This window comes from Ruegeria sp. F12 (assembly GCF_056533885.1).
Map to the genome: position 1 here is coordinate 142,265 of NZ_JBQFOV010000001.1, position 24,773 is coordinate 167,037.

Consider the following 24,773-nt stretch of genomic DNA (forward strand, 5'->3'; position numbering starts at 1 on the left):
TTGCGTTTGGCGTTTTTGCCACTAAATGGCATTCTAGGCGCAGCAAAGGATGAAAAGCCATGTTGGAAAAGCGCAGTCTTGTGACCCCCGTCGACCCCGTCTGGGACCGCATCACGACCGAGGCCGAAGCGGCCGTTGAAAATGAGCCCCTGATGGGCGGGCTGGTGCATGCCTGTATCCTGCATCACCGCAGTCTTGAGCGCGCGTTGTCGTATCGTGTAGCGGCCAAGCTGTGCTCGAACGAGATGTCGATGATGGTGCTGCGCGAGATTGTGGACGAAGCCTATGCCGACGATCCGTCATTGATCGAGGCGGCTCGCGCTGACCTTATGGCGGTCTACGAACGCGATCCAGCCTGCCACCGCCTGCTGCAGCCGATCCTGTACTTCAAAGGTTATCAGGCGATGCAGGCCTACCGTGTGGCGCATTGGCTGTGGCAGAAGAAACGCTACGATCTGGCTTATTTCTTCCAGATGCGCTCGTCCGAGATTTTCGGGATCGACATTCACCCCGCCGCGAAAATCGGCAAAGGGATCATGATCGACCATGCCCATTCCATAGTGATTGGCGAAACTGCTGTGGTGGGGGACAATGTCTCGATGCTGCATTCAGTGACGCTGGGCGGGACCGGTAAGGAAGAAGAGCAGCGTCACCCCAAGATTGGCAACGGTGTTCTGATCGGGGCCGGGGCCAAGGTTCTGGGCAATATCGAAGTGGGTCATTGCAGCCGGATCGCTGCGGGCTCGGTTGTGTTACAGGAAGTGCCCGCGTGCAAAACAGTGGCGGGCATTCCGGCCAAGATCGTGGGCGAAGCAGGGTGCGATCAGCCCTCGATCTCGATGGATCACATGCTGGGAAAGGACCAGTAAGTGAGTATTAGTTTGAGCGGTTGTTCTTTTCGTTCAACCGCTTGAGCCGCCGTTCTTCCCGCCGTTTCTTACGCTCTTCAATTCGTTTGGAACGTTCTGCTTCCCATTTGGCAACCGCGCTTTTTGAATTGTATTTCGAGTTTTCGCCGGGATAGCTATTGGGCTTGGCATAGGCGTCGGCGGGTGCAATCGAAGCCAGCATCAGCAAAACCAATCCTGTTCGAGTAATTCGCGTGAAGGTCATGGGGCACCTGTGCATTCGTTTCTGATCTGCACTCAATTTGGTGTGCTGCGCAGAACCTAGCAACAGTCGGGCAGATCACGCTTGCTCACATCCCGTCAGGGCACCAAAAAGCCGCGCCGGAAAATCGGGCGCGGCTGTTTTGTGTTATTAGATGTTAGGCCAGCATAACCATCGGGTTTTCAAGGTTTTCCACGATAGCTTGCAGCAGTTCTGCCCCAAGCGCACCATCGATAACCCGATGATCGACGGACATGGTTACGGACATTACGGTTGCTGCGGTCAGCTCTCCATCATCGCCTACAACCGGTTTCTTGACACCGGTGCCCACAGCCAGAATTCCAGCGTGCGGCGGGTTCACGATAGCGTCGAAATTGTCGATGCCAAACATGCCCAGATTCGAGATCGCAAAGGTACCGCCCTGATATTCATGCGGTGCCAGTTTGCGTTCACGCGCGCGCCCGGCCAGGTCCTTCATCTCGGTCGACAAAGCAGACAGCGACTTGGTGTCGGCATCCTGCAGCACCGGGGTGAACAACCCGCCCTCGATCGCGACGGCCACGGCCACGTCCGAGGGTTTCAGTTGCAGCACCCGATCACCGGCCCAAACCGCGTTACAGGCTGGAACTTGTTGCAGCGCGTTGGCGACAGCTTTGATGATGAAGTCGTTGACGCTGAGCTTCACGCCACGGCCTTCCAGCTGCTTGTTCAACTGGCTGCGGAACTTGAGCAGCGCGTCCAGTTTGATATCGCGGCGCAGGTAGAAATGCGGGATGGTCTGCTTGGCCTCGGACAGGCGCGCGGCGATGGTCTTGCGCATGCCGTCGAGCTTGATTTCCTCGTAGTCGCGACCCTCGTACATCTTGGCAACTGCGTCTGCCGAGGGGCCAGCCGGTGCCGCCGCCGCCGGAGCCGCTGCTGCAGGTGCGGGCGCTGCCGCTGGGGCCGTCGCCGTTGCGCCTTCCACATCCGCTTTGACGATACGTCCATGCGGACCCGAGCCGGTGATCTGCGCCAGATCAAGGCCCTTTTGCGCGGCGATCCGGCGGGCCAGAGGCGAGGCAAAGATACGACCGCCATCGGCCTTGACCGGAGCAGCCGGGGCGGGGGCGGGTGCCTCGGACGCCGCAGGGGCGGCCTCGTTACCCGCAGCGACTGCCGGGGCAGCCGCGGGGGCTGCTGCGGGTGTTGCGCTGATATCATCGGCGCTTTCACCATCTTCCAGCAGGATCGCGATGGCCGTGTTGACCTTCACGCCTTCGGAGCCTTCCGGGATCAGGATTTTGCCAATGGTGCCTTCGTCAACGGCCTCGAATTCCATCGTCGCCTTGTCGGTTTCAATCTCGGCCAGCAGGTCGCCAGACGACACGGTATCGCCCTCTTTGACCAGCCATTTGGCAAGCGTGCCTTCTTCCATGGTCGGCGACAGGGCGGGCATCAGAATTTCTGTGGGCATCTGTGTCGCTCCTTACCGGTAGGTCACTTGTTTGACGGCGGCGATCACCTCATCGGTGGTGATCAGCGCCAGCTTTTCGAGGTTCGCGGCGTAAGGCATCGGAACATCCTTGCCGGTGCAGTTGATGACCGGCGCGTCGAGATAGTCGAACGCCTCCTGCATCACGACCGAGCTGATATAACTACCGACCGAGCCTTGCGGCCAGCCTTCCTCGACCGTCACCAGACGGTTGGTTTTCATCACCGAGTTGATGATCGCGCCGGTGTCCATCGGGCGGATGGTGCGCAGGTCGATGACCTCGGCGCTGATACCTTCCTCGGCCAGCTTGTCGGCGGCTTCTAGCGCGTATTGCATCCCGATGCCGAAGCTGACGATGGTCACATCCGTGCCTTCGCGCCAGATACGCGCTTTGCCCAGCGGGATGGTCAGATCATCCACTTGGGGCACGTCGAAAGACCGGCCATAGAGGATTTCGTTTTCCAGGAAAATCACCGGGTTGGGGTCGCGAATGGCCGATTTCAGCAGACCTTTGGCGTCGGCTGCCGAATAGGGCATGACGACTTTCAGGCCGGGGATTTGCATATACCACGCCGCGTAATCCTGGCTGTGCTGCGCGGCCACGCGGGCGGCGGCACCGTTGGGGCCACGGAACACGATGGGACAGCCCATTTGACCGCCGGACATATAGAGCGTCTTGGCGGCGGAGTTGATGATCTGGTCAATCGCCTGCATGGCGAAGTTGAAGGTCATGAACTCAACGATGGGTTTCAGGCCGCCAAAGGCAGAACCAACTGCGATACCGGCAAAACCATGTTCGGTGATCGGCGTGTCGATCACGCGTTTGGGGCCGAATTCATCCAGCAGACCTTGGCTGATCTTGTATGCGCCCTGATACTCGGCAACCTCTTCGCCCATCAGGTAGACGTCGCCGTCACCGCGCATTTCCTCGGCCATCGCATCGCGTAGGGCCTCGCGGACGGTTTCGGATTTCATCTCGGCATCGGCTGGCCAATCCGGCGACAGATCGACGACCGGAGCCGCCGGTGCGGCGGCGGGAGCGGGGGCCTCAACCGCCGCAGGGGCGGCCTCGGTCACCGCTGCGGCTGCGGGCGCAGCCGCGGGCAGGGCGGAGGCGTCTTCGCCTTCGTCCACAAGCACGGCTATGGGGGTATTCACCTTGACCCCTTCCGTGCCTTCCGCGATCAGGATCTTGCCAACGATACCTTCATCGACAGCTTCGAACTCCATCGTCGCCTTGTCGGTTTCGATCTCGGCCATGATATCGCCGGATGATACAGTGTCGCCTTCTTTGATCAGCCATTTGGCCAGCGTGCCCTCTTCCATAGTGGGCGAAAGGGCGGGCATGAGAATTTCGGTTGCCATGTCTTAATCGTCCTCTCAGGCGTAGATATCTGTCCAGAGCTCTTCCACGGAAGGCTCGGGGCTTTCTTTCGAGAATTCGGCGGCCTGGTTGACGATCTCTTTGATCTCTTTGTCGATCGCCTTCAGGTCATCTTCGCTCGCGTGTTTGCCGGTCAGTAGCAGCTCACGCACATGTTCGATCGGGTCGCTTTGTTCGCGGACCTTCTGAACCTCTTCGCGGGTGCGGTATTTGGCCGGGTCGGACATCGAGTGGCCGCGGTAGCGGTAGGTTTTGACCTCAAGGATATATGGGCCTTTACCCGCGCGGCAGTGGGCGACGGCTTTTTCACCGGCAGCTTTGACCGCAAGCACATCCATGCCGTTCACGATCTCGCCGGGGATGCCGAAAGCCTCGCCACGATGGTAGATATCTTTGGTCGAGGTCGAGCGTGCCTGTGATGTTCCCATTGCGTATTGGTTGTTCTCGATCACGAAAACCACGGGAAGGTCCCACAGGGCCGCCATGTTAAACGTCTCGTAAACCTGACCCTGGTTCGCAGCACCATCGCCAAAATAGGTAAAGGTGACGCCGCCGTTTTCTTTATACTTATCTGCAAACGCCAGACCTGCACCCAATGGAACCTGCGCGCCAACGATGCCGTGGCCGCCATAGAAATTCTTCTCTTTCGAGAACATGTGCATCGAGCCACCCTTGCCCTTGGACAGGCCGCCAATACGTCCGGTCAGTTCGGCCATCACGCCGCCCGGATCCATGCCGCAGGCCAGCATGTGGCCATGGTCGCGGTAAGAGGTAATTCGCTTGTCACCCACTTTCGCTGCGGCCTCGAGACCCACAACAACGGCTTCCTGACCGATATAAAGGTGGCAGAAGCCGCCAATCAGGCCCATTCCATAAAGCTGGCCCGCCTTCTCCTCGAATCGGCGGATCAGCAGCATTTCCCGGTAATATGTGGTGAGTTCTTCAGCAGAAACATTTGGCTTCTTTGTGGTTTTTCGCGCAGCCATATTGGCGATCTCCCCCTCTCGGCAAGATAGTTTAGCGTTAAACTATTTCATAAAGCATTTCCGATGCTCTGGCGAGGGAAAATATGCGGCGACACTGACCCTGCAAGCACGGGTATCAAAGGGTGCGACGTCAGAGATTTTTCGTCGAAAAATCTTGGTCGGGCTTAGCGGATAACAATTTCGTCCGAGCGGATCATGCCCAGTACCGAGCGTGCCTGTTGATCCAGCAGATCCAGATCCAGATAAGTGTCCGAGAGGCGACGGGTCAGGTTCTCCATCTTGGCGATCTTGGCTTCCAGCTTTTCCAGATCGCGCGACAGGGCGTCCCGTTCCGCTGCAATCTCGACCCGTCGGAACAGGCCATAGTCCCCCTGCACGGCAGCGAAGGTGAAGTAAACACCCAGCATAAAAGCTACCATGAAGAAAACGACTGCGCCCAAACCGGGCCGATTGGAACGGGACACTCTGTTTACCGCCGTATGAAACGCCTCAATAACGGGCCCTTTTCGGACCTCTGAAAGCACTATGTCACAGGTGATTCGGGTTGTGAATCCCCTGATTCGCAAAAAAGTGTCAGGGGCCGTGAATTTTATTACTCTAGCGCGGCGACGCCCGGCAGGGTCTTGCCTTCCATCCACTCCAAAAACGCGCCGCCTGCGGTCGAGATATACGAGAAATCTTTGGCCGCGCCGGATGCGTTCAGCGCCGCAACCGTGTCGCCGCCGCCGGCGACGGACACCAACTGGCCCGAGCGGGTCAAAGCGGCGGCTTTCAAGGCTGCGGCGTTGGTGGCAGCGTCAAAGGGCTCGATCTCAAATGCGCCCAGCGGGCCGTTCCAAATCAGCGTTTTGCTTTCTGCGAAGATCTGGGAAATTGCGGCAACACTGTCAGGGCCGGCGTCTAGGATCATGCCGTCATTGGTGCATTGATCTATCGAAAGAACCTGATGCGGAGCACCTGCCTCGAACTTGTCGGCCACAACGATATCCGTTGGCAGAACGATCTTGCAGCCCGAGGTTTCCGCTTTGGCCATGATTTCGGCTGCGGTGTCCTTCATGGCGGTTTCCGCCAGCGACTTGCCGACATTCAGGCCTTTGGCAACGAGGAAAGTGTTGGCCATTCCGCCGCCGATGATCAGGAAGTCCACTTTTTCGATCAGATTTCCCAGCAGTTCCAGCTTGGTGGACACTTTGGCCCCGCCCACAACCGCCGTCACCGGGCGTTTTGGCGCGCCCAGAGCGCCCTCAAGGGCCTCGAGCTCGGCTTGCATCAGGCGACCGGCGCAGGCGGGCAGAAGGCGGGCAATGGCCTCGGTCGAACTGTGCGCGCGGTGCGCGGCCGAGAAAGCGTCGTTGCAATAGACTTTGCCGAGTTTGGCCATTCCAGCGGCCAGATCAGCGTCATTCTTGGTTTCAGCAGCGTGGAAACGGGTGTTTTCCAGCAACAGAACCTGGCCGGGCTGCAGCTGCTCTGCAGCCAGCTCGGCCTCGGTGCCGACGCAATCTGCGGCAAACAGCACATCTGCGCCAAAGGCAGTGGTCAGGGTGGGGATCAGCTGCTTCAGCGACAGGTTCTCACGTCGCTCGCCACCCGGGCGGCCGAAATGCGCTAGCAGGATCGGTTTGCCGCCTGCCGCAAGGATATCGCGCACGGTGGGCACGATGCGCTGTATGCGGGTGGCGTCGGTCACAACACCGTCAACGACCGGCACGTTGATATCGACGCGCACCAGCACGCGTTTGCCGTTCAGGTCCATATCGTCCAGTGTTTTCCAGCCCATCACTCTGTCCTTGTCGTTACAACCGATTTAGGCGGTTCTTTTCCTGCATTTTGCCCTCAGGTCAATGCGTCACTTGGCATTCACGCCCATGCCGCATAGGTATTTGCGCAAGATAAACGACAGGAGGGCCACATGGCCGAGATCAAGGATCCCGAAAACACCATCATCATCGAGCTGAAAGACGGCAATGTCGTCATCGAACTGCTGCCTGACGTGGCCCCTCAGCACTCGGCCCGGATGAAAGAGCTGGCCCGTGGTGGCGAGTATGACAACGTGGCCTTCCACCGTGTGATCGACGGCTTCATGGCGCAGACCGGCGATGTGCAGCACGGCGACATGGAAGACGGGTTCAACATCCGTATGGCGGGTACAGGCGGCTCGTCGCTGCCGAACGTTCCGGCAGAGTTCTCGAAACTGCCGCACGACCGGGGCACGCTGGGCGCGGCACGCTCGCAGAATCCGGATTCGGCCAATTCGCAGTTCTTCATCAACTTCAAGGACAATCACTTCCTGAACGGCCAATACACCGTCTACGGTCGAGTCATCGAAGGGATGGAACATGTCGATGCCATCACTCGTGGTGAGCCGCCGATGAGCCCTGACCGCATGATCAGCGTCAAGGTGGCCGCCGATGTATAAGCTGGCCGCTGCTTTTGCCTTGCTGGCTAGCCCTGCGCTTGCCACAGGCCTTGAGATTGAGATCGAGGGCGAGGGTGCCAATGGCACCGTGACCGTTGATCTGTTTGACGATCTGGCCCCTAAACATGTGGAACAGATCAGCACTCTGGCTGCCGAAGGTAAGTATGACGGGGTGGTCTTTCACCGCGTGATCGAAGGCTTCATGGCGCAGACCGGGGACGTAGAGCATGGACGTCTGGGCAGTGATCTGCGTCGGGCGGGCACCGGCGGGTCGGATCGCCCGGATCTGCCTGCTGAGTTCTCGGACTTCAATTACGACCGGGGTGTTGTAGGCATGGCGCGGGCGCAGGATCCCAACAGCGCAAACTCGCAGTTCTTTATCATGTTTGCGCCCGGTCCGTTCCTGAACGGTCAGTATACGGTTGTGGGTCAAGTGACCGGCGGTATGGACGTGGTGGACTCGATCAAGCGCGGCGACGGTCCCAACGGCGCGGTGATCGGCCAGCCGGATGTGATGAAAAAAGTCACCGTCACGGAATAATAGTAAAAGCCCCGATGCATTGCATCGGTGCTTTTTGCTTCAGTCGTCGCCCATTGCTTTCCAGATCAGTGCCCCGATTGCGGCCCCGATCAGGGGTGCAACCCAGAACAGCCAAAGCTGCGCCATCGCAGGACCGTCTGCAAAGAGGGCAACGCCGGTCGAGCGCGCTGGGTTTACCGATGTATTCGTCACGGGGATCGAGATCAGGTGGATCAGCGTCAGGCCCAGGCCAATGGCGATCGGCGCAAAGCCTTCGGGTGCAAAATTCGATGTCGCACCAAGGATGATGATCAGAAAAAACGCGGTCATCACGATCTCGATCACCAGCGCGGATAGCATCGAATAGCCTTCCGGTGAGGCCTCACCATACCCGTTTGAGGCAAACCCGCCTGCGCCTTCAAACCCCGGCGCGCCGCTGACGATCAGATATAACACAGCCGCTGCCGCAACCGCGCCTATCACCTGCGCGATCCAGTAGGGAATCAGATCCTTGGCGTCAAACCGTCCGCCGATCATCAGACCAAGGCTGACCGCCGGATTGAAATGCCCGCCCGAGATGTGACCGACCGCATAGGCCATGGTCAGAACCGTCAGGCCAAAGGCGAATGAAACGCCCAGCCAGCCGATACCCACATCGGCCACTCCGGCTGCCAATACCGCACTGCCGCACCCGCCCAGCACCAGCCAGAACGTGCCGAAAAACTCGGCCAGAAGTTTTGATGACATGAAAAGCCCTCCAAAAATCAATAGGCTTAGCGTAATTCAAAAATTCATTTTTGTTAAATGTTTAGGTCATTCCCAGTCTGCCGGGTTCAGTTGGAACAGCTTTGAAAGCTGGTCGTAGACCTCGGGCGCGTCGGCTTTCAGGGCTTTGGGCCGCTCGAAAAAGACCTCGACAGAGACGGCAAAGAATTCCTCGTGTCCGGTTGCGCCATAGGGGTCGATGACCGTGGGGCGGCCATGTTCCACGGCGTGTACATGAGTGTCATAGGCGGTCAGAAAAACCCGTTCCCATTCTGCGAAACTCTGCCCGTCGCTCAGGATCGGGACACCATTGGTGCCGCCGGACAGATCATCGACCTGATGCGCGAATTCGTGCAACACGACGTTTTGCCCATCCCGGTCGTCCAACGCACCTTGCTGGCTGTGGCGCCACGACAGGATGACCGGGCCGCGATCCCAGCTTTCGCCGGTGCGCACGATCTCTTTCTCGCTGATCACATAGCCGTCTTGCCTGCGCTGACGCGACTTGAAGGCGTTGGGATAGATCAGAATGGTGGTCAGGTTGTCGTACCAGATGTCACGGTTGACCAGCAGCAGTGAGGCCTGCGCAGCAATGGCCAGCTTCATCTCCTCGGTGACGTCCAGTCCGTCGCAGCCGTGGAATTGTACCTGATCCAGGAATAGGTTGATTTTGCCATCCAGCTTGTCCCGCAGACCGACGGGCAGGCGGCGCAACAGCGGAACCTGTGCGTCGATGATCCGACGCTGATGCTTGGTCAGAGGAGCTGCCAAAAGCGCATTGCGTGCTTGGATTTTGGACCAATGACGATAGGCGAAGAAGCCAGCGATCAGCAAAAGAACCGAGAAAAAAATCAACATTTGCAAAGACTACAAGGGACAATGGCGGTGTGAAACCAAAAACGCCGCAGGTTTCCCTGCGGCGTTGATAGAATTGATTGCGTGTCGGCTTTACTGCTTGACTTCAGCAGCCGGGTTCGCGCCGCCTTTGCCGCCGCGACCAGGGTTCAGCGGGTCGTCCTGACGCTGCACCGAACCTTCGAAATGCGCGCCGCTTTCGATAGCGATGGTCTTGTGAATGATGTCGCCTTCGACCCGTGCGGTCGACGTCAGACGGACTTTCAGACCACGCACCCGGCCTACGATACGGCCATTGATCACCACGTCATCGGCGGTCACTTCGCCCTTGATGGTGGCGGTTTCGCCAATAGTCAGCAGATGGGCGCGGATGTCGCCTTCGACCGTGCCTTCGACCTGGATATCGCCCGAGGTTTTCAGGTTGCCGGTGATGTGTAGGTCCGCAGACAGAACCGACGCCGGAGGCTTGGGCTTGGGTGCAGTGCTGGCCTTGGTTTCAGACGGGGCAGGTGCCGCCGGTGTGGCCGGAGCCGCAGGCTTTGCCGCCTCGGACGCATTGGATGCGGGCTCGTTGATTTTGCTCTTAGAAAACATTTCTCGCAGCCTTAATGTAAGTCATTGGGTTAACAGGTTTTCCGTTCACGCGCACCTCATAGTGAAGATGCGTGCCGGTCGACCGTCCGGTGCTACCCATATCAGCAATATGATCCCCGCGCGAGACCCTTTGACCAACCTTTACACGTATCTTGGTGTTATGAGCGTAAAGTGTCTCAATTCCGAAGGCGTGCTTGATTTTCACCAGCCGTCCGAACCCGGACTGCCAGCCAGCATGGGTGACCACACCATCGGCGGTCGCAAAGATATCCGTCCCGTGCGCACCAGCGAAGTCTGCACCGTTGTGCATGCGCCGGCCACCGGTTTTGGGGTCCCGGCGGGTGCCGAAGCCACTGGTGTAACGCACAACCGCGTTCACGGGGCTGGCAAACGGCGCCTTCTCGGCAGCGATACGGTACAGGTTCAGCTGGTCCATCTGCTGTAGCAGAGTGTTGGCGCGGATTTCGTCGGGGGTCAGTTCCTCACCGCGCGTGCTGAAGGATATGGGGGTCAGGGGGCCACCCATGCCGCTGTAACCACGCCGCACTTCTTCGATGATGCGGTCTGTGGGCATTCCTGCCTGACGGAACATCTTGTCGAGCGGTTCGACCGAGATGACCATTGCCTCTTCCAGTTGACGGAAAATCTCGTCACTGCGTTCCTGCATGAGCCGGATTTCCAGCTCAAGATCGTCACGTTCTTCCAGCGCATCCTTGGCATCAGCTGCGATCTGGTCCCGTTCCAGCGCCGTACGGGCCAGCGCTTGGGTCATGAAATCCATCTGGACGGGGGCGCTTGCGCTGGCCATATAGGCCTCGTCCGCGCCGCCTTCCTGCTTGAGCTGAGCCAGTTCCAGACGCGCGTCTTCGCGCTGTTTCATCGTCGCGCGCAGGGTGGTCTGAATGACCTCAATGCCCGTTTCCAGCTCGCGGCGGCGGTTTTCCGAAGCTAGCAATTCGGATTGCATGGCCGAAATCTGCTGAAGCGCCGCGTTGAACCGGTCCTGCGCCAACAACGCCTCGGCGGCGCGCATGTCACGTTCCGCTGACAGGACGTTTAGACGTTCTTGGTAGGTCGCCTGATCCCGTTTCGCCTGATCGCGGAAATTGCCCGATCCGATACTGTCCATCAACAGGATCGCGGTTGCCACGGCGGTCCAGCCGACGATCAGCGCGACCCCAGCAACAGCTGCCACCTGCGTTTCGGAGCTGAGACGGATGAACCGTGTATCATTGTCGGATTTCAGAAATACCCGGCGTTCTGGTAGGTGCCGCTCGAGCAATGAATGTAGTTTAATTGCCAGACGTGTTCGCACGCGTCTTCCCTCTGTCCATCCCCAATTCGGGACCGGTTGTGAGTTGTCTCCGTCCCTTGGGCCAACTGCATAGAGGGGACGTGCGATTTGGGCAAGTTTGTTAACCAGTTCACACAACGAACCGGTTTTTTCCCGCCCATTTTAGGCGGGAAGTTGCCGATAACGTCAACTTGTGCAGGTTTAACGCGCTTGACCGGGCGCAGGTAGGTCCTCGGTCAGGGGCCAGTAGAAATCGGGGGGCAAACCGGCCTCGGCGCGTTTTTCTTCGTTGAAGGGTGGTTTCAGCACACCGTGGAAGTAGCGCCGCACCAAGGAGTGGAACACATCCTTGGGGTCGGCATTCTCGCGCCCGCAAAGGAAATGGAACCATTTCGAGCCATAGGCCACATGTCCTACCTCTTCGGCATAGATCACCTCGAGTGCGGCAATGGCGTGCTCATCCTTAGCTTTGCGGAAAATGCCGATCATGCCCGGTGTGACATCCAGCCCGCGCGCCTCGAGCACCATGGGGACGACGGCCAGACGGCCCATCAGGTCCTCGGCGGTGTCTTCTGCGGCGCGCCACATCCCGGCATGGGCAGGCAGGGCACCATAGTGGCTGCCCATGCGTTCCAAACAATCACAGACCATCTCGAAATGGCGCGATTCTTCTTCGGCGCATTTGACCCAGTCGTCATAGAATCCGATGGGCATGGGGACATGCCCGAAACGTGCGATGATGTCCCAATGAAGGTCCACTGCGTTCAGTTCGATATGGGCAACCGCATGCAACAATGCGATCCGGCCCGCCTCGGTGCCGGGTTTGCGCTTGGGCACCTCGCGCGGGGACAGAAGCTCGGGCTTATCTGGGCGCGCGGGGGACAAAGGCGGAGACGCCGTGCCGATTTCAATTGCGGGCGCATCCCCGCCGCGGGCGGCGAACCATTCGGCGGCATAGCGTTTGGACAGCGCGGTTTTTGCGTGTCCATCCGCGGTCGTCAGAACTTCGGTCGCCATCTGGGTCAGGGTTTTAGACACCGTTTTTCTCCGCTTGATCGGACTGCGTCATAGACCGGATGGCGACCGCAAGAAAAGGGGTCAGAGGTCGCGGACGGCCTCAAGCACCTCATCCACATGGCCGGGTACTTTGACCTTGCGCCAGACCTTGGCGACCTTGCCCTCGGCGTCGATCAAAAAAGTGGCTCGTTCGATCCCCATCGACTTGCGCCCATACATGTTCTTTTCAACCCACACGCCATAATCCTCACATACGGTCGAGCTTTCGTCGGACAAAAGTGGCGTGGTCAGGCTGTGTTTGGCGACGAATTTGTCGTGCTTGGCCACGCTGTCGCGCGAAATGCCGAAAACGTGAGCGCCCGCATCCGCAAAGGCCTGAAGTTGTTCCGAGAAACCGATGGATTCCTTGGTGCAGCCCGGCGTATCATCGCGGGGGTAAAAGAACAAAACGACGGCACCGCCGCGCAGGTCTGACAACGTGACCTCGCCACCGCCGTCGCGAGGCAAAGTGAAATCAGGGGCGATGTCTGTAACGTCGGGCATTGGAAACTCCGCTAAAGGTTTTTAAGTGCTGCCCGTGATCATAGGGCGGTGCGAGCGGGTTGAAAGGCGTGGATAGCAATTTGGTGCAGCACGACGACAAAAGTGCAGACCAGAGCAAGACACCCCGGCGTCGCAGGTCGCGCCGTCGGCTGGTTGCCTATGTGACCCTTGGCTTTACGTTGATGCTTGGCGCGCTGGCTGTCGCCGGTTGGTTCTTTCTGATCGGTCACCAGTTACACGCGCCCCAATGGATGCGCACGCAGGCTGAAAAACGGCTGGATCAGACACTGGGCGGGCTGAAAGTTCGGTTCGGTGATGCGACGTTTTTCGTGAATGAACAATGGCTTCCGCGGCTAAGGTTACGTGACGTGACGATCAGTGACGCGGCGGGTCAGCAGATCGCGCAGGTCGGCGACTTACGGACGCGCCTGTCTATGCGCGGCCTGTTGCGTGGCCAGATCCGCCCGCGTCGCATCATCCTGCAAGATGCCCAGATAGCCCTGACGCGCAACAAGGACGGGGCGTTGTCGCTGACGGTCGGGTCCGGCAGCTCTCCGGTGCAGCAGGCCCCGACGCTAGCTGAACTGATCGAGGAATCGGATGATGTGTTTCTGTCGCCAATCCTGTCGGGTCTGCGGTCGGTCGAGTTGCAATCGCTGACGCTGGACTACCAGGATTTGCGACTGGGTAGGGCCTGGGTTTTCGATGGCGGCCACATTACCGTCACACGCGACGGTGACGAAATGCGCCTTGCCACCGGCTTTTCGGTTCTGACCGGGCGGGACTATGCCAGCTCGATCGAGGCCAATTATACCAGTCTTCTGGGTAGTCCTCAGGCAAGTTTCGGATTTTCGATCACCGATTTACCTTCCGAGGATATTGCTGGGCAAAGCCTTGCGCTAGCCTGGCTGCAAGTGCTCAAAGCGCCGATTTCAGGGTCCTTGCGGGGCAGCATCGACGATCAAGCCGCGCTGGGCCCGCTGTTTGCCACCCTGAACCTCGGCGCAGGGGCCGTTCAGCCTACGCCCGAGACAAAACCCATTCGCTTCGAGTCTGCCCGGACGTATTTCACCTATGACCCAAGCCAGCAGGTGCTGGATTTTAACGAGGCCTCCGTGGTCTCGGACCTTGGAGCCATTCAGGCGGAGGGCAAGGCGTTTCTGCAAGGCATCGAAGACGGTGCGTTGGAAAGCCTGACCGCTCAGTTGCAGCTCAACAGCATCGACATCTATCCCGGCGGCCTGTTTCCGGAATCGTTGGAATCCGCACGGGCCGAACTGGATTTCCAGATGAAGCTTTTACCGTTCGAATTGCGTTTGGGACAATTGACGCTAACGGATGCCGATCACACATTGCGGGCCTCGGGGCGCTTGCTGGGGCGACCCGACGGGTGGGTCGCGTCGCTGGATGCACATCTGGATACGATGACCTCGGACCGGCTTTTGAACTACTGGCCCGAGATTTTGGCCCCCAAACCCCGCCTATGGGTGTCTGAAAACCTGTATGAGGGTAATTTCGCGGACATCGAATTCTCGCTTCGGGTCCGTCCCGAAACCAAACCTGATCTCTATCTGGGTTTCGGGTTCGACAATGCGAAGATCAAATTTGCCAAGACCCTGCCGCCCATTCAGGACGCACAAGGCCGGGTAAGTCTTCTGGAAAACCGCTTCACCGCCTCGGCCGAAAGCGGGGTGGTAATGGCCCCCGAAGGGGGCGCAGTAGATGCGTCGGGGACGTCCTTCATCATACCCGATACGTCGATCAAAAAGGACTCGCCTGCGATTGCCCGGATCAAAGCCAAGGGCAAGGCGACTGCTGCGCTGTCACTTCTGGACCTGCCGCCGCTGGAATTGCTAAGCAAGGCCAATTTGCCCGTTGATTTAGCAGCGGGTGATGTCAGCCTGTCGGGCACGCTGTCCCTGCCGTTGATAAAAGGGCTGAAATTCGAAGATACCGAGTTTCATTTCACCGGTGACATCGACAATGTAAAAAGCGACCGGCTGGTTCCTGGTTTTACGGTCAGTGCCGACCGATTGACATTGTCTGGCGATCAAACTGCTGTCGAAATTGGCGGCTATGGTCTGTTTGGCGACGTGCCCATGCACGCAACATGGCGCCAACCCATCGGTGGCACCGAGCCGCAACGCAGTCAGCTGTCGGGCGAGATTGAACTGTCCCCGCGACTGATGACCGAATTGAAGGCGGGCCTGCCTCAGGGGATGCTGACCGGGCAGGGTAAAGCCGATATCAATCTGGGAATTGGAGCGGGTGAACCGATCGCGCTGACGGCGACTTCGGATCTGGTCGGTGTCGCGCTGTCGATCCCCGAGTTGGGTTGGCGCAAGGGGCGGCAAGCTCAAGGCAAAATGACGCTCGACGCGACCTTGGGCGATCAACTGCGGGTTAATACGCTGAAACTGGATGCGGCAGGGCTGCGCAGCACCGCGTCGATCTCATTCCGCGAGGATGGTGAATTCGACAAGGTCGAGTTCAGCTCGTTCGATTTGGGCAATTGGCTTGCCGTCCCGGCCGAGTTGGTCAGCCGTGGCGCCTCGGTGCCTGATATTCGGGTGCAAGGCGGGGTGGTCAATCTGGGTGGCGCCACCTTTGGCGGCGGTAGCAGCGGCAGCGGGGGGACCGGGAACGGGCCGAATCTGGATGTGGTTCTGGATCGGTTGCAAGTGACGGAAAGTATAGCACTGACTGGTTTCAAGGGCGATTTCCGTACCACGGGCGGTGTCACGGGCGGCTTCACTGCGCGGATCAACGGCAGTGCCCCGGTACGCGGGACGATCACTCCACGCGGTGCACGCAGCGCGGTCGAGTTGATCTCGGATGATGCAGGCGAGGCGCTTCGCGCTGCCGGGGTAATCACACAGGCGCGGGGCGGCACACTGACCATGACGCTGGAGCCGGTCGGCAACGGCAGTGACTATGACGCCAACTTGAAAATCTCGAACACGCGGATCACCGATGCGCCCGCCATGGCGGCCCTGCTGAACGCAATCAGCCTGGTCGGGTTGATTGACGAAATGGCCGGGCAGGGGATCTTTTTTGCGACAATTGAAAGCCGAATGCGCATCACACCGACCGAGATCAAGGTCCTCAGCGGCAGCGCGGTTGGTCCTTCAATGGGGCTGTCCTTCGATGGAACAGTCGACCTTGCGAATGGGCTGCTGAACCTGCGCGGCGCGATTTCACCAATATACCTGGTCAACGCGGTGGGCAGCCTGTTGACCAAAAAGGGTGAAGGGGTCATCGGGTTCAACTATTCCCTGACCGGTCCGCTCACCGCGCCCAAGGTTGCGGTCAACCCTTTGTCGGGCCTTGCGCCTTTGTTCTTGCGTAATTTGCTTAGACCACCACCGCCAAAAGTGACGGACGGGCCGAATTCTCAGCCGGTCAAGTCGGACAACACGAAAGCAGCCTCTGGGACCCGCGGCGAGGACCGCTAAATTGGGTTGTTGCTGAATCCAGCGGGGCCTTGTAATGCGCCCGCATGAAACTCAGCGATTTTGATTTCCATCTACCCGAAGACCTGATTGCCACGCGGCCCGCGACCCCTCGGTCGTCGGCGCGTTTGTTGGTTGCGCACGGCAATGCCATTTCGGATGCGCATGTGTTCGATCTTCCCGGCTGGTTGCGGGCCGGGGATCGCCTTGTCCTGAACGACACCCGCGTCATTCCCGCCCGACTGAATGGTCGCCGCCACCGCGACAGCGCGCAGGGGCCGGTCTCGGCCGCGATCGAGGCCACCTTGTTGGAGCCGCAGGCGGATGGCACGTGGACCGCGCTGATCAAACCGTTGAAAAAGGTCAAACCGGGCGAGGATATCCGGTTCTCGGACGACCTCAGCGCGACGCTGGACCGGGTCGAAGAGGGGCAGGCCTATCTGCGGTTCAACCTGACGGGTGAGGATTTTGATGCCGCGCTTGAACAGGCCGGGGCGATGCCTTTGCCGCCCTATATCGCCGCCAAGCGCCCGGCGGATGAGCAGGACAAGACTGATTACCAGACCATCTGGGCGCGTAATTCTGGCGCGGTCGCAGCCCCGACCGCATCACTGCACTTCGACACCGCGCTGATGCAGGCCCTTGAAGCGCGTCGCGTGGAGTTCAGCCATGTCACTTTGCATGTCGGCGCGGGCACCTTCCTGCCGGTCAAGGTCGAGGATGTGACAACCCACAAGATGCACGCCGAATGGGGTCGTGTCAGCGAAGAGGCCGCGCAGCAGATACGCGCCACCAAGGCTGCCGGAGGCCGCGTGATCCCGGTGGGTACCACCGCCTTGCGCCTGATCGAGAGCGCCGCGCGCAGCGGAGAAATCGCGCCGTGGGAAGGCGAGACCGACATTTTCATCTATCCCGGTTTCCAGTTCCACGTCACCGATGCGCTAATGACAAACTTCCACCTGCCGAAATCCACTTTGCTGATGCTGGTCTCGGCACTGATGGGGCAGGACAGGATTCACGATGTTTATGCTCATGCAATTGAACAGAAATATCGGTTCTTCTCATACGGCGATGCATCGCTTTTGATCCCGGAATAAGTCGCGTGTCGGGATCAAAACATGGTAATGTCGTAGACAAGCACGACCCCAACCGCTTTTCATCTGAAACTGATCGAAACTGTCAAACCGCTTCAACTCGGAGGCCCCAATGATTCAGGTCCTTTCCAGCGCGTGGGCGCTTCTTCTTGGTATGGGCCTGCTTATGGTTGGCAACGGCCTGCAGGGTACAATTCTGGGCGTGCGGGGTGAGATCGAAGGGTTTTCAACCCTCGAGATGTCCTTTGTCATGTCCGCCTATTTCCTGGGTTTTCTGGGCGGCTCACGTCTTGCCCCCGAGATGATCCGCCGCGTGGGCCATGTAAGGGTCTTTGCGGCGCTGGCCTCTTTCATTTCAGCGGTGATGATCATGTATCCGCTGTTGACCAATGAAATCGCATGGATTTTGGGTCGTATGGTGATCGGGTTCTGCTTTTCCGGCGTTTACGTCACCGCTGAAAGCTGGCTCAACAATGCGGCCAATAACGAGAACCGAGGACAAGCGCTGTCACTTTACATGATTGTGCAGATGACGGGGATTATCGCTGCACAGGGGCTGGTTCTGATTGGTGATCCGTCAGGCTATGAAACCTTTGTCATCGCCTCGATCCTGGTGTCCGTATCATTTGCTCCGATCTTGCTGTCGATCTCTCCAACGCCCGCTTTTGACAGCACCAAACCAATGACCCTGCGCGAGTTGATGGGCAATTCACCTCTGGGCTGTATCGGCATGTTCCTTCTGGGGGGGGTGTTCTCGGCCCAGTTCGGCATGGCGGCCGTTTACGGCGCACGGGCCGGGCTGACACTGGTCGAGATATCGACCTTCGTCGCCGCGTTCTACGTGGGCGCCGTGCTGCTGCAATATCCGCTGGGTTGGTTTTCAGATCGGATGGACCGGCGCTTCCTGATCATGCTCGTGGCTCTGACCGGGGCGGGGGGCGCAGTTACGGCCATGCTGTTTGGGACGGTCTTTCCGATCCTGCTCGCCTCGGCCTTTGTGATTGGGGGCATGTCGAACCCGCTCTATTCGCTACTGATTGCCCATGCGAATGACTTTCTGGACAATGAAGATATGGCAGCGGCTTCGGGCGGTTTGGTGTTTATCAACGGTATGGGGGCAATCGCGGGTCCGCTGATCACCGGTTGGCTGATGGGCGACGCAATCTTTGGGCCTCCGGGCTTCTTCCTGATCATTGCCGCCCTGCTGGTGGCCCTGGCCGGATACGCCATGTACCGCATGACACAGCGCGCCGCTATTCCGGTGGATGAGACGGGCACTATGTCGCCGCTATATCCAACCGCCTCTCCGGTGGCGTTCGAGGTCGCGCAGGAAGTGGCCATCGAAGCCGCCGAGGCCGATCAGGATACGCAAGATGTTGCCTAAAACACGGAATTATTGCGCAAATGTTGCAATATGTTACTGTCATAAATCTGTAAAACGCCCTTAAATGACGTTACGTCCCTGGGGAGGCGAACAGACGGAGTATTGGGCAATGGCAGGGCCTGAAGACGTACTGAGTTTTTGGTTGGATGAAGTTGGTCCCAAAGGGTGGTATGAGCAGGATGAGGCGCTTGATGCCGAAATCCGCGAAAAATTCCTGACCACATGGGGACAGGCGTGCGAGGGCAAATTCTCGCTATGGCTGACCTATCCCAGCGGATCATTGGCTTACATCATCCTGATGGATCAATTCCCACGCAATATGTTCCGAGGCAGTGCTAAAGCTTTTGCATCGGACCGCGCCGCTCTGACGGCTGCGAAATGCGCGGTGGACAAGGGTTGGGACCTCAAGATCGACGAACCCGCACGGCAATTCTTTTATCTACCGATGATGCATTCGGAAAACTTGTGCGATCAGGAACGCTGCGTGCGGTTGATGTGTCAGAACATCAATTCGGACTCCAGCAATCTGCTGCACGCGCGGGCCCATCGTGAAGTGATCCGCCAGTTCGGTCGCTTCCCCTATCGGAACGAGGCTTTGTCGCGCCCCATGACCGCGCCCGAAGCCGCCTATGTGGACATGGGTGGCTACGGTGCAACGGTCCGTGAATTGCAGGCCGCGAACTAAGACGAAGGCACACAGCCACGAATGGCAATCACGCGGTCGGCGATTGCGTCGGCCGTCGTGTTTATGGCGGTATTAATTAAGTGGTCCGGCGATTCAGTGAGATCGGCGATACGCGCCTGTGACGTTTGCAGCTTGGTTTCAAGCTGGTCAAGCTTGGCCAAGGCCAACGATATTTGTGCGGCGACGGCGCTGTCTGCAACAACCGCCGCTGATTGTAATGACGACAATTCACTGCGCAGGGCGGTCAATTCGCCACGCACTCCCTTCACCTCTTCTTTCAGCGGAGCAACGATTTGAACCTTTTCCGTGAGGGTCGTCGTGACATCGTCAACCGTCGAGGCGAGCTTCCACCCCAGAAACAGGCACAGGGCCACCAGGATCAGGGTCGCGTTCAATAGGGCAAGCAACAGGTCAGTCAGCGTTCTGGCCATGGTCGAAACTTCCAATACAATACAATCAATGAGTGCCGGGCGGGCCCGACGTCTATGTTCTAGCCATTGTGTCTTGCGCGGTATAGGCTGAAAACAGCGTTTATCTTGTGCGCTGACCCTGCGTCGCTTTTGCCGCGGGACGATATTGTTGATGCATTTTTTTATTTAGTTTAATGGTAAACTAATCTCTGAAACGACCTGCGCCGAGAGGGAACAATGGCAGCACACTCTTTTGATCTGATCGTAATCGGCGCCGGGCCCGGCGGGTATGTAGCAGCAATTCGCGCATCGCAGCTCGGTCTGAAAACGGCCGTTGTCGAGCGTGAGCACCTGGGCGGTATCTGCCTGAACTGGGGCTGTATTCCAACAAAGGCGCTGCTGCGATCTTCAGAAGTGTTTCACCTTATGGAACGCGCCAAGGATTTTGGTCTGAAGGCCGACAAGATCGGGTATGATCTGGATGCGGTGGTTAAAAGGTCGCGCGGGGTTGCGGCGCAATTGTCAGGCGGCATTGGTCATCTGCTGAAAAAGAACAAAGTGACCGTTGTGATGGGCGAGGCAACGATCCCGGCCAAGGGCAAGGTCTCGGTCAAAACCAAAAAAGGGACCGAGGACCTGACGGCCAAGAACATCGTGCTAGCGACGGGCGCGCGAGCGCGCGAGTTGCCCGGTCTTGAGGCGGACGGCGATCTGGTCTGGACCTACAAACATGCACTTCAACCTCCCCGGATGCCTAAAAAGCTGTTGGTGATCGGGTCAGGCGCAATTGGGATCGAATTTGCCAGCTTCTACAATACACTGGGCGCGGACACGACCGTGGTCGAGGTGATGGATCGGGTTCTGCCGGTCGAGGACGCTGAGATCAGCGCCTTTGCCAAAAAAGCCTTCACCAAGCAGGGCATGACCATCATGGAAAAAGCGATGGTCAAGCAGCTTGATCGCGGCAAAGGCAAAGTCACCGCGCATATCGAGGTGAAGGGCAAGGTCGAAAAGCACGATTTCGATACGGTAATCTCAGCGGTTGGCATTGTCGGTAATGTCGAGAATCTAGGGCTCGAGGCCTTAGGGGTGAAAATCGACCGTACCCACGTGGTCACAGATGAGTTCTGCCGGACCGGTGTCGAAGGACTGTATGCCATCGGCGACATCGCCGGCGCACCCTGGCTGGCGCATAAAGCAAGTCATGAAGGCGTGATGGTCGCCGAGCTGATCGCAGGTAAACACGCACACCCGGTCAAACCCGAAAGCATTGCGGGCTGCACCTATTGCCAGCCGCAGGTCGCCTCAGTTGGATATACAGAAGCCAAGGCCAAAGAACTGGGTTATGACATCAAAGTCGGCCGCTTCCCGTTTATCGGCAACGGCAAGGCCATTGCCTTGGGTGAGCCTGAGGGGATGATCAAAACGATCTTTGATGCCAAAACTGGCGAATTGCTGGGTGCGCACATGGTTGGCGCGGAAGTGACGGAAATGATTCAGGGCTATGTAGTCGGTCGTCAATTGGAGACCACGGAAGAAGATCTGATGAACACAGTTTTCCCGCATCCAACCTTGTCTGAGATGATGCATGAAAGTGTATTGGATGCCTATGGGCGCGTGATCCACATGTAAGTGAAGGGGGGCTCTGCCCCCGCCGCGGCAAGCCGCGACTCCCCCGGGATATTTTTAGCCAGATGAAGCGGGAATCCTTCATTCATCTGGCCTTAAATATCCCGGAGCGCGAGGCAGAGCCTCGCTTAGCCCCTAGTTGCTCAGTGCGTGCAGGATACGGGCCCAGGACCGGATGCCTTTGTGGAAGCTCTTTACGTCGTATTTCTCGTTCGGCGAATGAATCGCATCGTCGTCATTGGCAAAACCGACCAGCATGGAATCCAGCCCCAATTCGGTGCTGAAATATCCAACGACCGGGATTGATCCTCCCATGCCAGTAAAGACAGCCTCGCGCCCCCATTCGTCCGATAGCGCGCCGCGTGCGGCCTCGAATTCGGGGCGATCCAGGTTCATCACCGATGCCGGGGCGCCTTCAAGGTCGTTATCCCATTCAACCGTTGCATCTGCCGAAAGGCGATCCACCACATGTTTGCGGATTTTGTTGCGCAGATCGTCAGGGTCCATATCGCCAACAAGGCGGCAGGTGATCTTGCAATGGGCGCGCGAGGGGATCACCGTTTTGGACCCCGCACCGTTGTACCCGCCCCAAAGCCCGTTGACCTCGAGTGTCGGGCGCGCCCATTGTTGTTCAAGGGTGGAATAGCCCTTTTCGCCATGCGGTTGCGAATAGCCGACGGAGTTCAGATAGTCAGCTTCGTCGAAACCGCAGTCTTGCCATTGGCGCAACTGGTCAGCGGGAACCTCGTGGACGCCATCATAAAAGCCGTCGACTGCAACCCGACCGGTTTCGTCATCATAGAAAGAGGCAACAATCTTCGACAATTCTCGCAACGGGTTCAGACCCGGTCCCCCGTAGTGGCCCGAGTGCAGGTCGATCCGGGGGCCTACGATGGTGAATTCGTCCTTGAGCATCCCGCGCAGCTGAGACGCGATTGAAGGCACCCCACGCGACACCATCGAGGTATCGCAAACCAGGGCCAGATCGGCTTTCAACTCGGCCGCGTTTTCGCGCAGGAAGGGCACAAGTGAGGGCGAACCGGATTCCTCTTCGCCTTCGAAGAAAAAAGTAATGCGGCAAGGCAGGGTGCCGTGAACGGCTTTCCAGGCGCGGCAGGCCTCGACAAAAGTCATCAACTGTCCCTTATCGTCCGAGGATCCCCGCCCCCGGATGACGGGGCCGTTGTCGGTGTCTTCGATGGCCGGGTCGAACGGGTCGCGGTTCCACAGGTTCAGCGGGTCCACTGGCTGCACATCATAGTGCCCGTAAAACAGTATATGCGGCGCGTCGTTATCTTCTCCGATATGCCCAACGACCATCGGGTGGCCCGTGGTTTCGCGCTTTTCTGCCTGAATGCCGATGGTTTTCAGGTCGGCCACCAGCCAGTCCGCAGCTTGGCTGACTTGAGCGTCAAAAGCCGGGTCAGTCGAAATCGAAGGGATGCGCAGCAATTCCATCAACCGGTCGATTGAGGTTTGCAGATCGGCGTCGATACGGGTGAGAACTGCGTCAAGCGTCATGAGGGGGACTCCGGCCAAAAGGATTTCTGGCGGCACCCTAACAGGGCGATCCTTGCCGTCCAGTCCGTTTACTGTCAAAAAAGGCGCAATAACTGACGCATGCGACTGCCCCCCTGCGTCGTTTCCTCGCGTTTCTTGGACGTAAGTTTACTTGTCGGGTAGGATGTGAGGCGATATTTGATGCAAATCAAATAAGCATTCCCAGACTCACTTATATGGTGCGATCACTTGGGACCATATCGGCGTCGGATGAAAACGGGGTCGGGGAAGATGTTCGGTCAATGCGGATTGGCCGGGCTTTTAAGGAGAAACCGGTGGACTATACTGCTCAGCTCGATACCGCGATTGCCAGGCTGCACGACGAAGGACGCTACCGGACCTTCATCGACATCGAACGTCGCAACGGCCATTTCCCGCATGCGGTACACACGCGCCCGGACGGGTCCACACAGAACATCACCGTCTGGTGCGGCAATGACTACTTGGGCATGGGCCAGAACCCGGTTGTCCTGAACGCGATGCACGAAGCTGTGGATTCGGCAGGGGCCGGTTCGGGTGGCACGCGCAACATCTCGGGCACGACGGTTTACCACAAGCAGCTTGAGGCTGAACTGGCTGATCTGCATGGCAAAGAGGCGGCGTTGCTCTTCACCTCGGCCTATATTGCCAATGACGCAACGCTGAGCACGCTGCCCAAACTGTTTCCTGGTCTAATTATCTATTCGGATGCGCTGAACCACGCTTCGATGATCGAGGGCGTGCGCCGCAACGGTGGCGCCAAGCGGATCTTCCGTCATAACGACGTCGCTCATCTGCGCGAACTGCTGGAGGCGGATGATCCGGCCGCTCCCAAGCTGATCGCGTTTGAATCCGTCTATTCGATGGATGGCGATTTCGGCCCGATCGAAGAAATTTGCGATCTGGCGGATGAATTTGGTGCTCTGACCTACATTGATGAGGTTCATGCGGTTGGCATGTACGGCCCCCGCGGTGGCGGTGTGACCGAGCGGGATCGCCTTGCGCATCGGATCGACATTATCAACGGCACATTGGCCAAGGCTTTTGGTGTGATGGGCGGCTATATAGCGGCAAGTGCGAAAATGTGTGACGCTGTACGCTCTTATGCGCCGGGCTTCATCTTTACCACGTCGCTGCCGCCTGCCGTTGCTGCGGGTGCGGCGGCCTCGGTTGCCTATCTGAAGACTGCCCCGGAACTGCGTGAGCTGCACCAAACACAGGCGAAAATCCTGAAGCTGCGACTGAAAGGGTTGGGCCTGCCGCTGATCGATCATGGCAGCCATATTGTGCCGGTGATCGTTGGCAATCCTGTTCATACCAAAAAGCTCAGCGATATGCTGCTGGACGACTATGGAATCTACGTTCAGCCGATCAATTTCCCGACCGTTCCGCGCGGAACCGAGCGTTTGCGGTTCACTCCATCGCCGGTTCACGGGCCGGATGAAATGAACGCTCTGGTGCAGGCGATGGACGAACTTTGGTCACATTGTGCGCTAAATCGCGCCGAACTCGCCGGTTAACCTCACGCCAAAGTGTGCAACGCGTTCATAGCGTGTTAGGCTTAAGCTAACAAAAGTAGCAGACGAATCGGTAGGCATGATTCGGCTCTGGCGTGAAAC

23 protein-coding genes are annotated in these 24,773 nt (G+C 58.4%); 9 read left to right on the forward strand and 14 right to left on the reverse strand.

Annotation, left to right across the window (positions count from 1 at the left end):
* Positions 1 to 59 precede the first annotated feature (59 nt).
* Complete coding sequence (cysE, locus tag ACR0CA_RS00760) at positions 60 to 869, forward strand: serine O-acetyltransferase (protein WP_170770542.1); 810 nt, start codon at positions 60 to 62, stop codon at positions 867 to 869.
* Positions 870 to 876: 7 nt separating this feature from the next.
* Here cysE and ACR0CA_RS00765 read toward each other — a convergent pair whose 3' ends face one another.
* The 6 genes from ACR0CA_RS00765 to ACR0CA_RS00790 all read right to left on the reverse strand — a co-directional run bounded on the left by ACR0CA_RS00765 (position 877) and on the right by ACR0CA_RS00790 (position 6,734).
* Positions 877 to 1,113 (reverse strand): hypothetical protein, encoded by a 237-nt coding sequence (locus ACR0CA_RS00765; RefSeq protein WP_480897173.1) that lies wholly within the window; start codon positions 1,111 to 1,113, stop codon positions 877 to 879.
* 154 nt (positions 1,114 to 1,267) lie between these two features.
* Positions 1,268 to 2,566, reverse strand: a complete 1,299-nt coding sequence (locus ACR0CA_RS00770) for a pyruvate dehydrogenase complex dihydrolipoamide acetyltransferase (protein ID WP_170788803.1) — start codon at positions 2,564 to 2,566, stop codon at positions 1,268 to 1,270.
* A gap of 12 nt (positions 2,567 to 2,578) precedes the next feature.
* A complete protein-coding gene (locus ACR0CA_RS00775; RefSeq protein WP_480897174.1) occupies positions 2,579 to 3,949 on the reverse strand; it encodes a pyruvate dehydrogenase complex E1 component subunit beta in 1,371 nt (456 codons plus the stop codon).
* 15 nt (positions 3,950 to 3,964) lie between these two features.
* Complete coding sequence (pdhA, locus tag ACR0CA_RS00780; RefSeq protein WP_480897175.1) at positions 3,965 to 4,954, reverse strand: pyruvate dehydrogenase (acetyl-transferring) E1 component subunit alpha; 990 nt, start codon at positions 4,952 to 4,954, stop codon at positions 3,965 to 3,967.
* A 164-nt stretch (positions 4,955 to 5,118) separates the two neighbouring features.
* Positions 5,119 to 5,418, reverse strand: coding sequence for an FtsB family cell division protein (locus tag ACR0CA_RS00785; protein ID WP_480897176.1), 300 nt, complete (start codon positions 5,416 to 5,418; stop codon positions 5,119 to 5,121).
* Positions 5,419 to 5,546: 128 nt separating this feature from the next.
* Positions 5,547 to 6,734: a phosphoglycerate kinase gene (locus tag ACR0CA_RS00790; RefSeq protein WP_480897177.1), complete on the reverse strand. Its 1,188-nt coding sequence runs from the start codon at positions 6,732 to 6,734 to the stop codon at positions 5,547 to 5,549.
* Between the two features lie 132 nt (positions 6,735 to 6,866).
* On the opposite strand from ACR0CA_RS00790, the gene ACR0CA_RS00795 reads away from it, so the two are divergent.
* A complete protein-coding gene (locus tag ACR0CA_RS00795; RefSeq protein ID WP_170770558.1) occupies positions 6,867 to 7,373 on the forward strand; it encodes a peptidylprolyl isomerase in 507 nt (168 codons plus the stop codon).
* Positions 7,366 to 7,914, forward strand: coding sequence for a peptidylprolyl isomerase (locus ACR0CA_RS00800; protein WP_170770560.1), 549 nt, complete (start codon positions 7,366 to 7,368; stop codon positions 7,912 to 7,914). The genes ACR0CA_RS00795 and ACR0CA_RS00800 overlap by 8 nt, the downstream gene beginning before the upstream one ends.
* 39 nt (positions 7,915 to 7,953) lie before the next feature.
* Here the strand turns inward: ACR0CA_RS00800 and aqpZ are convergent, their stop codons facing one another.
* The 6 genes from aqpZ to ACR0CA_RS00830 all read right to left on the reverse strand — a co-directional run bounded on the left by aqpZ (position 7,954) and on the right by ACR0CA_RS00830 (position 12,961).
* Positions 7,954 to 8,640 (reverse strand): aquaporin Z, encoded by a 687-nt coding sequence (gene aqpZ, locus ACR0CA_RS00805; RefSeq protein WP_170770562.1) that lies wholly within the window; start codon positions 8,638 to 8,640, stop codon positions 7,954 to 7,956.
* A 66-nt stretch (positions 8,641 to 8,706) separates the two neighbouring features.
* A complete protein-coding gene (locus ACR0CA_RS00810) occupies positions 8,707 to 9,516 on the reverse strand; it encodes a M90 family metallopeptidase (RefSeq protein ID WP_170770564.1) in 810 nt (269 codons plus the stop codon).
* A 90-nt stretch (positions 9,517 to 9,606) separates the two neighbouring features.
* Positions 9,607 to 10,107: a bactofilin family protein gene (locus ACR0CA_RS00815; RefSeq protein WP_170770566.1), complete on the reverse strand. Its 501-nt coding sequence runs from the start codon at positions 10,105 to 10,107 to the stop codon at positions 9,607 to 9,609.
* Complete coding sequence (locus ACR0CA_RS00820; RefSeq protein ID WP_480897178.1) at positions 10,097 to 11,422, reverse strand: DUF5930 domain-containing protein; 1,326 nt, start codon at positions 11,420 to 11,422, stop codon at positions 10,097 to 10,099. Before ACR0CA_RS00820 ends, ACR0CA_RS00815 begins: the two co-directional genes overlap by 11 nt.
* A gap of 180 nt (positions 11,423 to 11,602) precedes the next feature.
* On the reverse strand, positions 11,603 to 12,418 hold the full coding sequence (locus ACR0CA_RS00825; protein ID WP_480549082.1) for a ferritin-like domain-containing protein: 816 nt from the start codon (positions 12,416 to 12,418) through the stop codon (positions 11,603 to 11,605).
* 81 nt (positions 12,419 to 12,499) lie between these two features.
* The gene (locus tag ACR0CA_RS00830; RefSeq protein WP_480502542.1) at positions 12,500 to 12,961 is read right to left on the reverse strand and encodes a peroxiredoxin; all 462 of its coding nucleotides are present in this window, start codon (positions 12,959 to 12,961) and stop codon (positions 12,500 to 12,502) included.
* Positions 12,962 to 13,029: 68 nt separating this feature from the next.
* Here ACR0CA_RS00830 and ACR0CA_RS00835 point away from each other — a divergent pair, with 68 nt between their 5' ends.
* The 4 genes from ACR0CA_RS00835 to ACR0CA_RS00850 all read left to right on the forward strand — a co-directional run bounded on the left by ACR0CA_RS00835 (position 13,030) and on the right by ACR0CA_RS00850 (position 19,576).
* A complete protein-coding gene (locus ACR0CA_RS00835; RefSeq protein WP_480897179.1) occupies positions 13,030 to 16,416 on the forward strand; it encodes a YhdP family protein in 3,387 nt (1,128 codons plus the stop codon).
* 44 nt (positions 16,417 to 16,460) lie between these two features.
* Positions 16,461 to 17,510 (forward strand): tRNA preQ1(34) S-adenosylmethionine ribosyltransferase-isomerase QueA, encoded by a 1,050-nt coding sequence (gene queA / locus ACR0CA_RS00840; RefSeq protein WP_480897180.1) that lies wholly within the window; start codon positions 16,461 to 16,463, stop codon positions 17,508 to 17,510.
* 109 nt (positions 17,511 to 17,619) lie between these two features.
* Positions 17,620 to 18,891, forward strand: coding sequence for an MFS transporter (locus ACR0CA_RS00845; RefSeq protein ID WP_170788778.1), 1,272 nt, complete (start codon positions 17,620 to 17,622; stop codon positions 18,889 to 18,891).
* Between the two features lie 109 nt (positions 18,892 to 19,000).
* The gene (locus tag ACR0CA_RS00850) at positions 19,001 to 19,576 is read left to right on the forward strand and encodes a DUF924 family protein (RefSeq protein ID WP_170774599.1); all 576 of its coding nucleotides are present in this window, start codon (positions 19,001 to 19,003) and stop codon (positions 19,574 to 19,576) included.
* Here ACR0CA_RS00850 and ACR0CA_RS00855 read toward each other — a convergent pair.
* Positions 19,573 to 20,007: a hypothetical protein gene (locus tag ACR0CA_RS00855; protein WP_170782598.1), complete on the reverse strand. Its 435-nt coding sequence runs from the start codon at positions 20,005 to 20,007 to the stop codon at positions 19,573 to 19,575. The genes ACR0CA_RS00850 and ACR0CA_RS00855 overlap by 4 nt on opposite strands.
* 216 nt (positions 20,008 to 20,223) lie before the next feature.
* Here ACR0CA_RS00855 and lpdA point away from each other — a divergent pair, with 216 nt between their 5' ends.
* Positions 20,224 to 21,618, forward strand: coding sequence for a dihydrolipoyl dehydrogenase (lpdA, locus tag ACR0CA_RS00860; protein WP_480897181.1), 1,395 nt, complete (start codon positions 20,224 to 20,226; stop codon positions 21,616 to 21,618).
* 132 nt (positions 21,619 to 21,750) lie between these two features.
* On the opposite strand, the gene ACR0CA_RS00865 is transcribed toward lpdA, so the two are convergent.
* Entirely contained in the window at positions 21,751 to 23,136 is a 1,386-nt protein-coding gene (locus ACR0CA_RS00865; protein WP_480897182.1) for a dipeptidase, read from the reverse strand.
* A 314-nt stretch (positions 23,137 to 23,450) separates the two neighbouring features.
* Here ACR0CA_RS00865 and hemA point away from each other — a divergent pair, with 314 nt between their 5' ends.
* Complete coding sequence (hemA, locus tag ACR0CA_RS00870; RefSeq protein WP_170788775.1) at positions 23,451 to 24,674, forward strand: 5-aminolevulinate synthase; 1,224 nt, start codon at positions 23,451 to 23,453, stop codon at positions 24,672 to 24,674.
* The last annotated feature ends 99 nt before the right edge of the window (positions 24,675 to 24,773 follow it).

Coding starts and splice junctions, on each gene's coding strand:
- cysE (WP_170770542.1), top strand. CDS start 60: ATGTTGGAAAAGCGCAGTCTTGTGACCCCCGTCGACCCCGTCTGGGAC.
- ACR0CA_RS00765 (WP_480897173.1), bottom strand. CDS start 1,113: ATGACCTTCACGCGAATTACTCGAACAGGATTGGTTTTGCTGATGCTG.
- ACR0CA_RS00770 (WP_170788803.1), bottom strand. CDS start 2,566: ATGCCCACAGAAATTCTGATGCCCGCCCTGTCGCCGACCATGGAAGAA.
- ACR0CA_RS00775 (WP_480897174.1), bottom strand. CDS start 3,949: ATGGCAACCGAAATTCTCATGCCCGCCCTTTCGCCCACTATGGAAGAG.
- pdhA (WP_480897175.1), bottom strand. CDS start 4,954: ATGGCTGCGCGAAAAACCACAAAGAAGCCAAATGTTTCTGCTGAAGAA.
- ACR0CA_RS00790 (WP_480897177.1), bottom strand. CDS start 6,734: ATGGGCTGGAAAACACTGGACGATATGGACCTGAACGGCAAACGCGTG.
- ACR0CA_RS00795 (WP_170770558.1), top strand. CDS start 6,867: ATGGCCGAGATCAAGGATCCCGAAAACACCATCATCATCGAGCTGAAA.
- ACR0CA_RS00800 (WP_170770560.1), top strand. CDS start 7,366: ATGTATAAGCTGGCCGCTGCTTTTGCCTTGCTGGCTAGCCCTGCGCTT.
- aqpZ (WP_170770562.1), bottom strand. CDS start 8,640: ATGTCATCAAAACTTCTGGCCGAGTTTTTCGGCACGTTCTGGCTGGTG.
- ACR0CA_RS00810 (WP_170770564.1), bottom strand. CDS start 9,516: ATGTTGATTTTTTTCTCGGTTCTTTTGCTGATCGCTGGCTTCTTCGCC.
- ACR0CA_RS00815 (WP_170770566.1), bottom strand. CDS start 10,107: ATGTTTTCTAAGAGCAAAATCAACGAGCCCGCATCCAATGCGTCCGAG.
- ACR0CA_RS00825 (WP_480549082.1), bottom strand. CDS start 12,418: ATGGCGACCGAAGTTCTGACGACCGCGGATGGACACGCAAAAACCGCG.
- ACR0CA_RS00830 (WP_480502542.1), bottom strand. CDS start 12,961: ATGCCCGACGTTACAGACATCGCCCCTGATTTCACTTTGCCTCGCGAC.
- queA (WP_480897180.1), top strand. CDS start 16,461: ATGAAACTCAGCGATTTTGATTTCCATCTACCCGAAGACCTGATTGCC.
- ACR0CA_RS00845 (WP_170788778.1), top strand. CDS start 17,620: ATGATTCAGGTCCTTTCCAGCGCGTGGGCGCTTCTTCTTGGTATGGGC.
- ACR0CA_RS00850 (WP_170774599.1), top strand. CDS start 19,001: ATGGCAGGGCCTGAAGACGTACTGAGTTTTTGGTTGGATGAAGTTGGT.
- ACR0CA_RS00855 (WP_170782598.1), bottom strand. CDS start 20,007: ATGGCCAGAACGCTGACTGACCTGTTGCTTGCCCTATTGAACGCGACC.
- lpdA (WP_480897181.1), top strand. CDS start 20,224: ATGGCAGCACACTCTTTTGATCTGATCGTAATCGGCGCCGGGCCCGGC.
- ACR0CA_RS00865 (WP_480897182.1), bottom strand. CDS start 23,136: ATGACGCTTGACGCAGTTCTCACCCGTATCGACGCCGATCTGCAAACC.